This is a genomic window from Pseudomonas frederiksbergensis, assembly GCF_003732275.1.
Taxonomy (GTDB): domain Bacteria; phylum Pseudomonadota; class Gammaproteobacteria; order Pseudomonadales; family Pseudomonadaceae; genus Aquipseudomonas; species Aquipseudomonas frederiksbergensis_H.
Window position 1 is genome coordinate 25,783 of record NZ_MOBM01000039.1, and the last position, 14,191, is coordinate 39,973.

Here is a 14,191-nt window from a genome sequence, read left to right on the forward strand (position 1 = left end):
GTTGCGTCACTTTTAGTCGTGCAGCAAGCCTGAGCTGTATTCATTGAAGCTATTGCCGATAGCGCTGCCGCCAAAGTTCACCTTGTTGGCGCTATGGCCATCGAACTGTTGGCAGGCTTCTGAAAAACACGTGCTGGTGCTCATGCCCGAACAGGCGCTCAGGAGCAAGGCACTGGAGATCATCACGACTTTGAAGAGGTTCGAGATCATTTTTCAGTTTCCTGTGGGGTGGAAGCGTGGTGACACGATCTTAGGTGAGCATCCTATGCCGCAAGCCTGACGAACTTGATGAAACATTGCTGAGCGACAGCGTTGGTTCAGCTAGTGTGGTTTCTTGAAGCGAAAAAAGGGCGTTCCTCAGGAACGCCTTCTTCTATTACGGTTTCCAGCAATTGCGTCATGAAGCTGCGGTAACGTGCTGCAGCGACGGCTAACCATAAGAAACCGTCAGATATTTCCTTATTTTCTTCGAATAAAATCGTTCGTTTAACTGAGATGTTTAAAGACACTCGCGGTTACTTCACAAAGGCTACAACGCCTTGCGTCGTCGCCTACGAGTGCGCCAGAATCCGCCGGCTTGTGCGCTTAAGGTCTGGGCCTTATCGTTTTCCCGTCGCTGAAAAATAGCGATCGGGTTTGGTAGCCCGTACATGAGGTTTGCACAGCATCACCATTCGCGGCGTTTTTCGTCTCGGCTTTATGGTGGTCATGCACAGGGCACCTTCGGGTGCGCCGGCTTCCTCATGTCCCGGTCTACCAACCTGCGCATGGCCGCCACCTTCGTTTGGTAGCGAGGTTGGATGGCTCCTTTATTTACGGCATGAGGAGTTTTATCTATGTTCAAACCAACACCCAATCCGCCGATCACAGACCCGGCATCCCCCTACGAATCACTTGATTCCAAAAAACTCAACGAAGCCGCCGAACGCGCCCTCGACTACCATCTCAAACCGGCCGCTCAAATCATGGCCACGGCCAATGAACCCGAGCGCATGTTCCTAGCCAACTCGGCATACAACACCGAATCCTTGCTGGCCAACGCCTGCGAGTCACTGGGATCGGCCACGGTTATGCTCAGTGATTTTGCAGCGCTGCTGGAGGGGACACACCGCAAAACCCTGCTGGGCATTGCGCAAGTGGTCATGTTGGGTGAGCTGGCGGTGAACCAGGCGCTGGATAACGTCGAGCCATCTAAGTAATCAATGCTGCACATCGGCGTGGGGTGGTGGGAGCCCCTCGCGCCACAGAACACCACTCCAAATGCAAGTGCATAGCCGTGAGTCACCTTTCAAAGCAAGTCTGATACAGTCGTCCCCGATGACAGATCAAATAGTGCATATAAACATACACTTGATATTTCAATTTCTTCCAAGGTCGGAAAATCTCCTGAGGTGAGAGCTTTGTGCTCGCCTATACTAAAAAAGTTAAATAGTGCTGACGAGTGCGTTTGGCAAGACATTGAAAATATTGAAATTTAAAATTGCAGGCACCCTTGGAGGTTGCTGGTTAAAAAATATTTTCTGTGATGGTGTGGTGTCGTGACGAGGATTTGATATGAACGTCTTGTTGAAAGAACTACAGGCCTATCATCATGAAGTGGCTATGAAAATTACTCAGATCAAAGAGTTGCTGAGAAAAATGAGGCATGAATCCGATGGGGCTGATGACTGCAAGCTGTTGTTCAAGACGCTGGAAGCCTTGCATGGTGATGCAGAGCGCCACCACCATGAAAATGAAGAACTTATTCGGCTGGCCTTGCTAGCGACTGAGGCACCGATTCACCAACGGGTCAAGGATATCGAGCGAGATCATCAGGCATTTGGGCGCATTGCTGGACAGCTGAAGATGTTGGAAGACACAACTCAGGAAACGAGAGTAATTGCTGACACTATCGATGACTTCATTAAAAAATATTACGATCATATGGACGCTGAGGAAAATATTTTCTTTCCTGCGGCAGATAAGTGGCTGTCAGACGACCAGTGGCAGGAAATCAAGCGTCAATGGCATTAATTGGAGCTCACCGTATACTTTCAAAATTTAGCTACTACTTAGTACTGACCTCACTAAGTAATTACGCGGACACCACGTATTAACTTACAGGGGTGTCCATATATCGACGATTCGTCATTGCAAGTCCCTTCGCTTTGGCGCCTGTACCAACGACACAAAGATCCAAGGCTATTTACCAATGGCCATACAGGGAAAGAGGAATGGAAAGAAAAATCGGGACACACAGTTAGCCGGTCTCGTACCAAGTCGCTCAATCCCTCCCGCTTCTGTGCTCACTCTCTCAACTACCGCCACTAGACTCGCCTGAGCCCCGCAAGCCCAATCCTGATAAACTCCCCACCTCCCAGCCTCACCCATTCCAGAAACGCCAATGCCCCCAATCACTGCCACACCCGCCCCGCTCTCCCGCCGCTTCTCCGTCGCCCCGATGATGGATTGGACAGACCGCCACTGCCGTTTCTTCCTACGCCTACTCTCCAAGCACGCCCTCCTCTACACAGAAATGGTCACCACCGGCGCGCTCCTTAACGGCGACCACGACCGCTTCCTGCGTCACAACGAAGCCGAGCACCCGTTAGCTCTCCAGCTGGGCGGCAGTGTCCCGCTGGACCTGGCCGCCTGCGCACGCATGGCCCAGGATCACGGCTACGACGAGGTGAATCTGAATGTCGGCTGCCCGAGTGATCGGGTGCAGAACAATATGATCGGCGCGTGCCTGATGGGGCATCCGCAGTTGGTGGCTGATTGCGTGAAGGCGATGCGCGATGCGGTGTCGATTCCGGTGACGGTGAAGCATCGGATCGGGATTAATGGACGGGACAGTTACGAGCAGTTGTGTGATTTTGTCGGCACGGTTCGGGATGCCGGATGCACGAGTTTTACGGTGCATGCGCGGATTGCGATTCTGGAGGGATTGTCGCCTAAGGAGAACCGTGACATTCCGCCTCTGCGCTATGACGTGGCGGCGCGGTTGAAGACGGATTTTCCGGAGCTGGAGATTATTCTCAACGGCGGGATCAAGACGCTGGAGGCTTGTCACGAGCATTTGCAAACGTTTGACGGCGTGATGCTGGGTCGTGAGGCGTATCACAATCCTTATATGATGGCTGAGGTGGATCAGCAGCTGTTCGGCAGCAAGACTCCGGTGATCAGCCGGGCCGAGGCGCTGGCGCAGTTGCGGCCTTATATCGCTGAGCATTTGCTGGCGGGTGGGGCGATGCATCACATCACCCGGCATGTGCTGGGGCTGGGCACCGGATTTCCGGGGGCGCGGAAGTTTCGGCAATTGTTGTCGGTGGATATTCATAAGGCTAAAGAGCCTTTGGCGTTGCTGGATCAGGCGGCGGAGTTGTTGGAGGGGCGTTAACGGTCACCTGCGTTGAACCTGTCCCCCATTTCAGCATCGTATCTACCGATACCACGCCCCGCCTTTCAAACATCCGTTTTCAGGATGTTGCCGCTGGGGCCATCGATACACGTACGCGCCCTTGAGTGGCTGCAAGCGCTCGGGTAATGTCATTAGACCCATAGGACAGAGCACGCTCATGACTTCCAAGCTGGAACAACTCAAACAAATGACCACCGTGGTTGCCGACACCGGCGACTTCGAAGCAATCGCTCGCGTTAAACCCGTGGATGCTACCACCAACCCTTCCCTGCTGCTCAAAGCGGCGGCCATTCCCGCTTATGCCGAGTTGCTGAACGCTTGCGTTCACGACTGCAAGGGCGATGTGGGCCTGGCCAGCGACCGTTTTGGCGTTGCGGTAGGGCAAGAAATCCTGAAGGTTGTACCGGGTCGTATTTCCACTGAAGTGGATGCGCGCCTGTCGTTCGACACTGACGCCGTATTGAAGCGGGCGCACCGTCTGATCGACCTGTACGACAAGGCCGGCGTTGGCCGTGACCGTGTGCTGATCAAGATCGCTTCGACCTGGGAAGGTATCCGCGCTGCCGAGAAGCTGGAAAAGGAAGGCATTCAGTGCAACCTGACGCTGCTGTTCTCCTTCGCTCAGGCTGCCGCCTGTGCCGATGCCGGGGTGTTTCTGATTTCGCCGTTCGTGGGCCGCATCTACGACTGGTACAAGAAAGCCACCGGCAACGACTACACCGGCGCGGATGATCCGGGCGTGCAGTCGGTGACGCGTATCTACAACTACTACAAGGCCAATGACTACAAGACTGTGGTGATGGGCGCGAGCTTCCGTAATCTGAATCAGATCGAGCAGTTGGCCGGTTGTGATCGTCTGACCATTAGCCCGGATCTGCTGGAGAAGCTGGCGGCGGACAATGGCAAGCTGGAGCGCAAATTGGCGCCGGGGCATGCCGGTGAAGCGCGTCTGAGCCTGAATGAAGCGCAGTTCCGTTGGTTGTCCAACGAGGATGCGATGGCGACCGAGAAGCTGGCTGAAGGTATCCGCCAGTTTGCTCGGGATCAGGAGAAGCTTGAGGCGTTGTTGCAGGCCAAGCTGTGATCTAGCTCGCAGCGATGCAAAAAGGGCGAACCTTAGCGGGTTCGCCCTTTTTTGTGTGCGTTTGGTAGTGGGGATTGGGTTGGCTTCGCGCTGGAGCCCGTGGTGGGTGTGCGGACGCCTTCGCGGGCAGGCCCGCTCCCACAGGGGATTCGTGGTGGGTCGGGATAGCGTGTTCGACGCGGGACTAATGTGGGAGCGGGCTTGCTCGCGAAAGGGCCAATACATTCAACATCGTAGCGACTGGACTGACGCTTTCGCGAGCAAGTCCGCCCACAGGGGATTTGTGGTGGGTCGCGATAGAGTGTTTGCGCGGGTCACCCATACCGCTTTAGGGAATCAGTGCCGCTCCAGCGCATTCACCAGGTCATGGAACGCTTCACGGTTGGAGTCGTTCAGGCCCATGAGGATTTTGTGCGCTTCGAGGACTTTGACACGCACCACTTCTTCGGACTGATCCTGGTCTGGCAGGTCGGTCAGGCATTCAGGGCATGGGATCGGGCGGTCAACGATGTTGAACACTTGCTCGAAGCCCATGGACTGCAGCAGGCGGGTGATGTCTTCGTGGGTGGTGACGACGGTCGGCAGCAGGCCGACCTTTTGCCGTGACAGGATCGACAGTTTGGCCAGCAGGCCCAGGGTGGTGCTGTCGATGCTGCGGGTTTCGGTCAGGTCGATCACGATAGCGTTGAAATTCAACGCGGTGAAGATCCGCTCAATAGTCGCATCCAACGCCGAACACAGGGTCAGGCGAACTTCACCGACGAACTTCAGGACGAAGGTGCCGTCCTGCTCGGCGAACTGGATTCTACCGGTACTCATTAAAGATTCCTGCTCAACACCAACAGGGCGATATCATCCGGCATCTCCCCTAGCGTGGCCAATCCAAAAACCTGGCGCAGACCATCCAGGCTGCCGCCCGCTGCCTTCACCCGTTGAGGCAAAGCAGCTTCTTTATCTTTGAGTGTGGGTTCTGGCAAAAGGTCCAAAATGCCATCAGACATCAGCGTCAAGCTGAACACTGGCGGCAATTCCAGTACGTGGTCTTCGTAGGTGGCTTCATTGAAGAGGCCCACCGGCAGACCGCGCCCTTCCAGGTAACGAACACTGTCTGGCGTGTACAACACGGGCAACGGCAGATGACCGCCGATGCTATAGGTCAACAAACCGGTCTCCTCGTCGATGACTCCACCGACCATTGTGACGTGTTTACCCAGCTTACAACTGATCAGGCCCCGGTTGATATGACCAAGAACCTCTGAAGGCTTGAACTCTGGCAATGTGCCGTTGCGCTTGGATTCGAACAGCAAGCGCGTGGTCATGAACTTCAACAGCACGGTAACGAAGGCTGAAGAGGCGCCATGACCGGAAACGTCCGCCAGGTAAAACGCTACCCGACGCTCGTCGACCCGAAAGTAGTCGACGAAATCGCCCGACAGGTACAACGACGGAATGATCTGGTGGGCAAACTGGAACTCGTCGATGCTCCAGGGGCTGACCGGCAGCATGTTCATCTGCACCTGGCGACCGGCGTTCTGGTCTTCCTGGAGCAGGTTCAGGCTGGCTTCGAGCTCGCGGTTGGCCTTTTCCAGCTTCTCGCGGTAGCGCTGGTTTTCCAGCAGCAGGCGCGCACGGTCCAGGGCCCGGCGCACGGAGTGCTCGAGCACGGCCAGATCTTCGAGAGGCTTGATCAGGTAGTCCGCCGCGCCCAGGCGCAGGGCCTCGACCGCGTCGTTCATCACGCCGGCGCCCGACACCACGATTACCGGTGTTTGCGGCGACAGCTCGGTGACCTGGCGAATGAGTTCGAGCCCGCCCATCTGCGGCATGCGCAGATCGCAGATGACCAAGTCGGGCTTGTCTTGCTCGAATACCTGAAGACCCTGCTGGCCATTGCTGGCCTGCAGGACACTGAAACCACTGTCTTCCAAGTAGGCTGCGAGGCTCGCGCGCACTACTTCGTCATCATCGATTATCAGCAGCGTGGCACTGGTTTTTGGCATGTGGGCAAACGGCGCCAGAATTAGGTTGGCGTAGCAGGCTGGGCAATGGGCCCTGCTTATACTACTGGATTCGCTTTCTAGCCTCTCTGACTGCACTGTTTTCGAGCGTTTGCCCTACTCACAAGTCCACCAAAGGTGCCCTTCTAAGGCGCAGACGGTACTCCCATCCGCGAGGCGTTTCAAGCTCACGCCGATGGTCGCTTGACGTCTTTACTTGTCAAATCACTGAGAGTTATAAGAACAGGCAAAACCGTAACCCAAAGGAAGGATCGAGCCCATGAGCCAAACTGATCGGGACTATAGCGAAAAGCGCGATTTCATCCGCATGCGGGTCGATGCCGATGTGGCACTGATTCATGAGGGCGATGAGGTGCCAGCCGTCTGTATCGACCTTTCCAGCAGCGGCATGCAGGTTGAGGCGCCCCGCTTATTCAAGGTCGGTGACCGGCTTAGCGTTCGGATCGATTCCGATCATGCGGCGCTAAAAGGCCTTGAGGCCGATACCGAAGTGGTATGGGTGAAAGCACAGGACGGTGCTAATCAGAAACTCGGGCTTACAATCCTGAAGATGAAATAACCCCGATACCCGCAAGCCAAACGAAAGAAGGCGGCCAAATGGCCGCCTTCTTCGTTTTACCGGTCGAGATTAAAAATCGTCTTCGACCTGGCCGTCCTTGACCTTGAATTCGCGATTTTGCAGGTACGCATTGCGAATAAAGGTGTATTTGTCGCCGCTGACCAGCTTCTCGGCCGACAGCAGGTTGGCGCGGGCGTCGACGATGTTCAGGCCGAAGATCGAATTACGCACCGGCACATCGTGGATGTAGTGGTACGGGCCGGTATAGCCGTCGACATACTTGGAAGGCGCATCACGCAAGGTGCTTGGACCCAGCAGCGGCAGCATTATGTATGGGCCGCTACCCACGCCCCAGTAACCGAGGGTCTGGCCGAAGTCTTCATCATTGCGATGCAGGCCCATCTGAGTGCCCACGTCGAAGAAGCCCAGCAGGCCGAAGGTGGTGTTGAAGATCAAACGCGCGGTGTCGACGCCTGCCGCGGCGGGCTTGACCTGCAACACGTCGTTGGCGAGGTTGGTCACGTCACCGACGTTGCGGAACATGTTGTGGATGCCATCTTCCAGAAACTGCGGCGTAACGAATTGATAGCCCTGAGCCAATGGCTTCAGTGCGTAAGTGTCGACAAAATCGTTGAACTTGTAGATCGGGCGGTTAATGCTTTCCCAAGGATCTTCTTCCGTGGCAGCCTGAGCTGCAAACGGAACCAGCAACACACTGGCACACATACAAAGCTGAGCGAGTCGATTGCTCCAGCGCATAGAGAAACTCCTTGGATTGTACTGACGCGGGCGCTTGGCCCAGTCGCAAAGACCGCTAGTATATGACGGATAACCCGGTTTAGGCAGCATCGTGCGCGACGGCCCCCGGATGACTCCTCCTGGCCGGGAGCGATTCACATCAGTGTCACTCAACTGTCACCGTCCACGAATAGCCTTGTTACTATTTCAAGGATGTTGATATGCCACGCGCCGAAACCTCGCCTCTCATCGCACCCAGCCTGACCGCTGTACTGTTCGGCCTCAGTGGATGCCTGGTGGATTTCGGCGCAAGCACTCGCCAAGCCGGCACACTGACTGCCGAGCATGCCGAAGTCACGCTCGGCGCTCTGGATAGCCTGTCCAGCCTGCAGCGCCAACAGATTCCTTGCGCCTGGCTCGATGAACTGCCCCCTGCCCTCAGCCACACTTTGGCTGCCGCACTCCCGGACTGGATCAAACCATCGCAATACCCGGCAACAATTAATCCATGGCCCGCGCCGAATGCCTGCTGGCAAGCGTTGATGGCGTTGAATGTCGAACGTCTGGACGGTTGCGTGCTGGTCAGCGGCGAACCGCGTCTTCTGCAATCGGGCCTGAATGCCGGGTTGTGGACCATTGGCCTGGCGTCCTGCGGCTCGCTGTGCGGGCTGGCCCCAAGCGAATGGCAGGCCTTGAGTCAAAAGGAACGGGAACACCTGCGCGGCAAGGCGACAATGCAGTTGTTCGGCCTGGGTGTGCATTCGGTGATCGATCATCTGGGCGAACTCGACACCTGCCTCGCCGATATCAGCCTGCGCCGGCTCAAGGGCGAAAAGCCCTGACCGAGATCATGCAGGTTGCGCGCGAGTGGATTAATCTAAAGGTCAAGCCATAGACCTTTGGCGCGCCGCTGCGGTCTATGCCAGTGCCTATCGATAAAAGGAAGAACGCCATGCCTGCCCGCGAACTGCAAGAACAGCTCAACAAACTGCGCGAGCAATTGGAACAGAATCCACCGCTGACTGAATCCGAGCGCGAAGACCTGCACGCGCTGATGCAACAGATCGAACTCGAGCTTGAACTCGAAACCAAAACCCAGGACACCAACCTCGCCGACAATGTGAATCTGGCCGTCGAGCGCTTCGAACTTGAACACCCGACCCTTGCCGGCACCTTGCGCAACATCGTACAAGCCTTGGGCAACATGGGGATCTGAACCCGCCAGATGCAAAAAAGCCCCGCTATCGATAGCGGGGCTTTTTCATATCTGGGATTTGTAAATGCAATCCCTTGTGGGAGCGAGCCTGCTCGCGATGGCTGAGTGTCAGTCAACATCACTGTTGAATGTGCTGGACTCATCGCGAGCAGGCTCGCTCCCACATTGGTTCGTCATTGACGGACCAGGCGATGGTTCGGCAGTTGCACTTCTTCAGTACTGCGATACGGGTTGATGTCCAACCCGCCGCGACGCACATACCGGGCATACACCGTCAGTTTCTCTGGTTTCAGCAACCGTTGCAGGTCGAGGAAAATCCGCTCCACACACTGCTCATGGAAGTCCGAGTGCTGGCGGAAGCTCACGATGTATTCCAGCAAACTCGCATGGTCCAGCGCCGCGCCGCGATACTCCACCGCTACGCTGCCCCAATCCGGCTGACTGGTGACCGGGCAGTTGGATTTGAGCAAATGGCTGTGTACGCACTCTTCAACAATGAGCGACTCATCGCACCGCAGCAGTTCCGGACGCGGATGCTCATAGTTGCTGACGCTGATGTCCAGGTCATCGATGCACACACCCGGCAACGCCACGACGCCTTCTGCCTCAACATCTTTCAAGCTGCGAATCCGCACGCCCACCGGTTTGCCGGCAGCGGCCGAGAGGTCTTTCGCCAGTGTCGCTTCAAGGCTTGCGGTGTCGGCAAACGCTGTTTGGTTCAGCGAGTTGAGGTACAGCTTGAACGACTTCGATTCGATGATGTTCGGCGAATCCGCCGGAATGCTGAATTCGCCAATCGCCACCACAGGCTTGCCGGATGGCAACAGCCACGACAGTTCGAAGCAGTTCCAGAAGTCCACGCCCTTGTACGGCAGGGTTTCAGCCGTCAGGCCCAGCTCGGCCCATTTCGCGGTGCGCGGGATCGGGAACAGCAAGGACGGCGTGTAGGTGGCGATGTATTCGCTGGATTTGCCCAGCGGCGAATGTTCGGCTGCGGGATGCATGGCGGAAACCTGACTGAAGAATCAGCGGATTCTACCAGCCTTTGCTCCCGCCTTTGAGTGCTTACTGACTGACTGTCAATTTGCCGACCATGCCGGCCTGATAGTGACCGGGGATATTGCAGGCAAATTCCAGGTTGGTGGCCTTGGTGAACGTCCAGGTCAGCTCGGCGGTTTTACCCGGTTCCACCAGCACACTGTTCGGGTCATCGTGTTTCATGCCATGCCCTTCGGAAGAATGGTCCATTGCGGCCATGGAGCCGTGGTCCATGGCCTTCATGCCTGTAGGCATCAGCATGCCGCTTTGCTGCATCTGGAGCATTTCCTGCTGGTGCCGGGCATGCATCGCCGCGTCGCCGAGGTTGAATTCGTGCAGCAACTGGCCTTTATTCACCAGTACAAAGCGAACGGTCTCACCGGCCTTGATCTCGATGGCTTTCGGATCGAACGACATATCGCCCATTACCACTTCAACGCTACGGGTAGCCCGGGCGGCCGGGGCCGATTGACCGAAGTCGTAGGTATGCGCCGGCGAGGCCTCTAGCCCTACACTCAGTGTCAGCAAGCAAGCGGCCAACACCAGACGCTTTCGCAAAAACATAGTCGCACTCCAACAAGATGAGGTTCAGCTTGTGGGAAACTCTAACCCGCGGGCTCTGCCAGCCACCTGACAGGCAGATTACAACTTTGTCAGGTTGGCCTGTATCGCCGCCGCCCACGGTATAACGCACCTGTTCCAATTGCCCGAGCCGCCCATGAAACTGCTGATTGTCGAAGACCAACCGAAAACTGGCCATTACCTGCGTCAGGGCCTGACCGAAGCCGGGTTCACCACCGAATTGGCGGCAGACGGCAGCACCGGCCAGCAACTGGCGTTGAGCGGCGATTACGCCTTGTTGATCCTCGATGTGATGCTGCCCGGTCGCGATGGCTGGCAAATTCTGCAAGCGGTGCGCGGCGCGGGCCTCGACACGCCGGTACTGTTTCTTACAGCGCGAGACGCGGTGGAGGACAGAGTCCACGGCCTGGAACTGGGTGCCGACGACTACCTGGTCAAACCGTTCGCCTTCTCCGAACTGCTCGCGCGGGTTCGTAGCCTGCTGCGGCGCGGCAGCACCACGCCTCAGGAAACCAGCCTGCAACTGGCCGACTTGCGCCTGGACCTGATCCGCCGCCGGGTCGAGCGCAACGGTCAGCGCATCGACTTGACCGCCAAGGAATTCGCCCTGCTGGAAATGCTCCTGCGGCGCCAAGGCGAAGTTCTGCCCAAATCGCTGATCGCTTCCCAAGTGTGGGACATGAATTTCGACAGCGACACCAACGTTATCGAAGTGGCGATCCGTCGTTTGCGCCTGAAGATCGACGACGACTTTCCGAACAAATTGATCCACACCGTACGCGGCATGGGCTACGTCCTTGAAGAGCGCCCTGCCTGATGCGCCGGCTCTCACTAAGCAATCGTCTGGCGCTGCTGTTCGCAGCTTGCACTGCCGTGGTGTCGTTGTTCGCCGGGGTGTTGTTCAGCCGCGCCAGCGAGGCGCACTTTGTCGAATTGGACCAGCAGTTGCTGGATGGCAAGCTGATTGGCTTGCGCCGGGCGCTGGATGACATCCAGTCCAGCGAAACCGAGTCCAAACTGGCCGATGAGTTGAGCCGACAAGCCGATCTTTCGCTGCGCATCATCGGCAGCGACGGCCAACGCTTGTACGACAGCTCGGACCGTTTACCCAAAGACTTGCCGCGCCAGCCTGGCCTGTCGACAGTGAGCGACGACGGCACCGACTACCGCGTCCTGAATGCGCCGCTGTTCCTCGATAAACCCGACTCACCGCAACTGACCCTGCTGCTGGACATCACCCATCACCAACACTTTTTGCAACGCATGCAGCACTTGATTTGGCTGACGGTCGGCTTGTCGGCGTTGGCCACCGCCCTGCTCGGTGCCTGGGCGGCGCGCAGTGGTTTGCGCCCGCTGCGACGCATGAGTGCGGTTGCCAGCGGCGTGTCGGGGCAATCGCTCAACGCGCGCCTGCCGGAAGCAGGCATGCCGCCAGAACTCGCGGAAATGGCCCACAGCTTCAACGCCATGCTCGGACGCCTTGACGACTCTTTTCAGCGGCTTTCGGCGTTTTCCGCCGACATCGCCCATGAACTGCGCACACCGCTGTCAAACCTGCTGACCCACACCCAGGTCACCCTCACCCGCCCTCGCCCAATCGAGGATTACCGCGAGGCGCTGCACAGCAACCTCGAAGAACTGCAATGGATGGCGCAACTGGTTAACGACATGTTGTACCTGGCCAAGGCCGACCACGGCTTGCTGATGCCCAAGCGCGAACCGCTGGAACTGGCGGAAGAAGCCGATGTGCTGCTGGAGTTCTTTGCACCGCTGGCCGAGGACGCTCAGGTGAAGTTGAGTCGTGACGGCAGCGCGCGCATGCAGGGCGACCGCAGCATGTTGCGTCGGGCGCTGTCCAATTTGCTGGACAATGCGTTGCGGTTTACCCCGGCCAATGGCGAGGTGCGGGTAAAGATTATCGAGCAGCCGACAAGCTTGAGCCTGACTGTTGAAAACAGTGGTGAAGGGATTTCTGAAGACTTGTTGCCGCGTTTGTTTGACCGTTTCTACCGGGCAGACCCGGCGCGTCGTGAAGGCAGCAGTGAGCACGCGGGATTGGGATTGGCGATTACCCGGTCGATCATCCGTGCCCATGGCGGGCAGATTCGTTGCGAATCGGATAACGGATGGACGCGGTTTGTGATTGAGTTGCCGAAGGGGGATTGAGGGCAGCAGGGCCGGCCCCATCGCGAGCAGGCTCGCTCCCACATTGGACCTGAGTCAGCTCGGAAAATGTGGGAGCGAGCCTGCTCGCGATGGGGGTGTAAAAGGTTACGAATACCGCAATGCCGTAGCCGGCTCGACTTTCGCCGCCCGCCACGCCGGATACACCGTCGCCAAAAAGCTCATGATGAAACCGGCGGAACAGATCAACAACACATCCGCGCCCTGCAGCTCCGACGGCAAGTTACTGACAAAGTACACATCGGAACTGAAGATGTGCTGCCCGCTGACCCGCTCCATCCAGCCCACCAGTTCACTGACGTTCAGCGCTGCGATCACGCCCAGCACGCCGCCAATCAAGGTGCCGACAACCCCGATCACCGTACCCTGCACCATGAAGATCGCCATGATTTGCCGAGGTGTCGCGCCGATGGTGCGCAGGATCGCGATGTCCGCGCCCTTGTCGTTCACCACCATGATCAGGGTGGCGATGATGTTGAACGCCGCCACCGCGACGATCATCAGCAACAGCAGGCCGATCATGGTTTTTTCCATTTTCATCGCGCTGAACAGACTGCCTTGGGTATGGGTCCAGTCGTCAGCCTTGTAGGCGGCGCCCAGGCCGGTCGCGATATCGCTCGACACTTGCGGCGCGGCGTACAGATCCTTCACCGCCAGGCGCACGCTCTGCACCTGATTCGGCTGCCAGTGTTGCATCTGCGCGGCATCGGCGACGTGGATCAGCGCCATGGAGCCGTCCAGCTCGGCGCCAACCTTGAACACGCCGACCACATTCAATCGCTGCATGCGTGGGGTAATCCCGCCCGGTGCAGTGCTGATTTCCGGCACGATCAGGGTGATCTTGTCGCCGACATTCAAGCGAAAGCGCCGAGCAGTGATCTCACCGATCACCACGCCAAACTCGCCTGGCTTCAAGGCATCGAGACGCCCCTGAACAATGTGCTTGGCAACAATCGACACCTTGCCTTCCAGCGCCGGGTCGACACCGCTGACCTGGATCGGCTGCATCGTGCCCTTGTAGGACAGCATGCCTTCCATTTCGGTGAACGGCACCGCCGCCGTCACTTCAGGATTCTTCATCGCCGCGGCGGCCACCGGCTGCCAATCGTCGATAGGGTTAACGCCGACGATGGTCGCGTGGGGCACCATGCCGAGGATGCGCGAGCTCATTTCGCGCTGGAAACCGTTCATCACCGACAGCACCACGATCATCGCCAGCACGCCCAGGGCGAGGCCGATCATCGAGGTCATCGAGATGAAGGAAACAAAGCGATTGCGGCGCTTGGCGCGGGTATAGCGCATGCCGATAAAGATCGATAACGGTCTGAACATTCGCTGGGGCACCGTATAAAAATAAAAGACCCGACGCACT

General features: G+C 57.5%; 16 protein-coding genes. 9 read left to right on the forward strand and 7 right to left on the reverse strand.

Annotation, left to right across the window (positions count from 1 at the left end; genetic code table 11):
• Positions 1 to 12 precede the first annotated feature (12 nt).
• Positions 13 to 210 (reverse strand): hypothetical protein, encoded by a 198-nt coding sequence (locus BK662_RS26065; protein ID WP_123359966.1) that lies wholly within the window; start codon positions 208 to 210, stop codon positions 13 to 15.
• A 626-nt stretch (positions 211 to 836) separates the two neighbouring features.
• On the opposite strand from BK662_RS26065, the gene BK662_RS26070 reads away from it, so the two are divergent.
• From BK662_RS26070 to tal, 4 genes are all read left to right on the forward strand, one after another.
• A complete protein-coding gene (locus tag BK662_RS26070; RefSeq protein WP_123359967.1) occupies positions 837 to 1,199 on the forward strand; it encodes a DUF6124 family protein in 363 nt (120 codons plus the stop codon).
• A gap of 355 nt (positions 1,200 to 1,554) precedes the next feature.
• On the forward strand, positions 1,555 to 2,013 hold the full coding sequence (locus tag BK662_RS26075) for a hemerythrin domain-containing protein (RefSeq protein ID WP_123359968.1): 459 nt from the start codon (positions 1,555 to 1,557) through the stop codon (positions 2,011 to 2,013).
• Between the two features lie 370 nt (positions 2,014 to 2,383).
• Positions 2,384 to 3,379 carry a tRNA dihydrouridine(20/20a) synthase DusA gene (gene dusA / locus BK662_RS26080; RefSeq protein WP_123359969.1) on the forward strand — a complete coding sequence of 332 codons (996 nt, stop codon included), beginning with the start codon at positions 2,384 to 2,386 and terminating at the stop codon, positions 3,377 to 3,379.
• Between the two features lie 178 nt (positions 3,380 to 3,557).
• A complete protein-coding gene (gene tal / locus BK662_RS26085; RefSeq protein WP_123359970.1) occupies positions 3,558 to 4,484 on the forward strand; it encodes a transaldolase in 927 nt (308 codons plus the stop codon).
• Between the two features lie 336 nt (positions 4,485 to 4,820).
• On the opposite strand, the gene rssC is transcribed toward tal, so the two are convergent.
• The gene (rssC, locus tag BK662_RS26090) at positions 4,821 to 5,303 is read right to left on the reverse strand and encodes an anti-sigma factor antagonist RssC (RefSeq protein WP_007897104.1); all 483 of its coding nucleotides are present in this window, start codon (positions 5,301 to 5,303) and stop codon (positions 4,821 to 4,823) included.
• The gene (rssB, locus tag BK662_RS26095) at positions 5,303 to 6,484 is read right to left on the reverse strand and encodes a two-component system response regulator RssB (RefSeq protein ID WP_038979995.1); all 1,182 of its coding nucleotides are present in this window, start codon (positions 6,482 to 6,484) and stop codon (positions 5,303 to 5,305) included. Before rssB ends, rssC begins: the two co-directional genes overlap by 1 nt.
• Before the next feature lie 277 nt (positions 6,485 to 6,761).
• On the opposite strand from rssB, the gene BK662_RS26100 reads away from it, so the two are divergent.
• The gene (locus BK662_RS26100) at positions 6,762 to 7,061 is read left to right on the forward strand and encodes a PilZ domain-containing protein (RefSeq protein ID WP_123359971.1); all 300 of its coding nucleotides are present in this window, start codon (positions 6,762 to 6,764) and stop codon (positions 7,059 to 7,061) included.
• Between the two features lie 69 nt (positions 7,062 to 7,130).
• Here BK662_RS26100 and BK662_RS26105 read toward each other — a convergent pair whose 3' ends face one another.
• Positions 7,131 to 7,820: an MlaA family lipoprotein gene (locus BK662_RS26105; protein WP_123359972.1), complete on the reverse strand. Its 690-nt coding sequence runs from the start codon at positions 7,818 to 7,820 to the stop codon at positions 7,131 to 7,133.
• Between the two features lie 200 nt (positions 7,821 to 8,020).
• Here BK662_RS26105 and pcrP point away from each other — a divergent pair, with 200 nt between their 5' ends.
• On the forward strand, positions 8,021 to 8,641 hold the full coding sequence (gene pcrP, locus BK662_RS26110) for an HAD superfamily inactivated hydrolase PcrP (protein ID WP_123359973.1): 621 nt from the start codon (positions 8,021 to 8,023) through the stop codon (positions 8,639 to 8,641).
• A 110-nt stretch (positions 8,642 to 8,751) separates the two neighbouring features.
• Positions 8,752 to 9,015, forward strand: coding sequence for a DUF4404 family protein (locus BK662_RS26115; RefSeq protein ID WP_123359974.1), 264 nt, complete (start codon positions 8,752 to 8,754; stop codon positions 9,013 to 9,015).
• Between the two features lie 173 nt (positions 9,016 to 9,188).
• On the opposite strand, the gene queF is transcribed toward BK662_RS26115, so the two are convergent.
• Positions 9,189 to 10,019: an NADPH-dependent 7-cyano-7-deazaguanine reductase QueF gene (queF, locus tag BK662_RS26120; protein ID WP_123359975.1), complete on the reverse strand. Its 831-nt coding sequence runs from the start codon at positions 10,017 to 10,019 to the stop codon at positions 9,189 to 9,191.
• Positions 10,020 to 10,080: 61 nt separating this feature from the next.
• Positions 10,081 to 10,617, reverse strand: a complete 537-nt coding sequence (copI, locus tag BK662_RS26125) for a copper-resistant cuproprotein CopI (protein WP_123359976.1) — start codon at positions 10,615 to 10,617, stop codon at positions 10,081 to 10,083.
• Between the two features lie 154 nt (positions 10,618 to 10,771).
• On the opposite strand from copI, the gene BK662_RS26130 reads away from it, so the two are divergent.
• Both BK662_RS26130 and BK662_RS26135 read left to right on the forward strand, forming a co-directional pair.
• Entirely contained in the window at positions 10,772 to 11,452 is a 681-nt protein-coding gene (locus BK662_RS26130) for a heavy metal response regulator transcription factor (RefSeq protein ID WP_123359977.1), read from the forward strand.
• Complete coding sequence (locus BK662_RS26135) at positions 11,452 to 12,801, forward strand: heavy metal sensor histidine kinase (protein ID WP_123359978.1); 1,350 nt, start codon at positions 11,452 to 11,454, stop codon at positions 12,799 to 12,801. The genes BK662_RS26130 and BK662_RS26135 overlap by 1 nt, the downstream gene beginning before the upstream one ends.
• 105 nt (positions 12,802 to 12,906) lie before the next feature.
• Here the strand turns inward: BK662_RS26135 and BK662_RS26140 are convergent, their stop codons facing one another.
• Complete coding sequence (locus BK662_RS26140; protein ID WP_123359979.1) at positions 12,907 to 14,151, reverse strand: lipoprotein-releasing ABC transporter permease subunit; 1,245 nt, start codon at positions 14,149 to 14,151, stop codon at positions 12,907 to 12,909.
• Between the last annotated feature and the right edge of the window lie 40 nt (positions 14,152 to 14,191).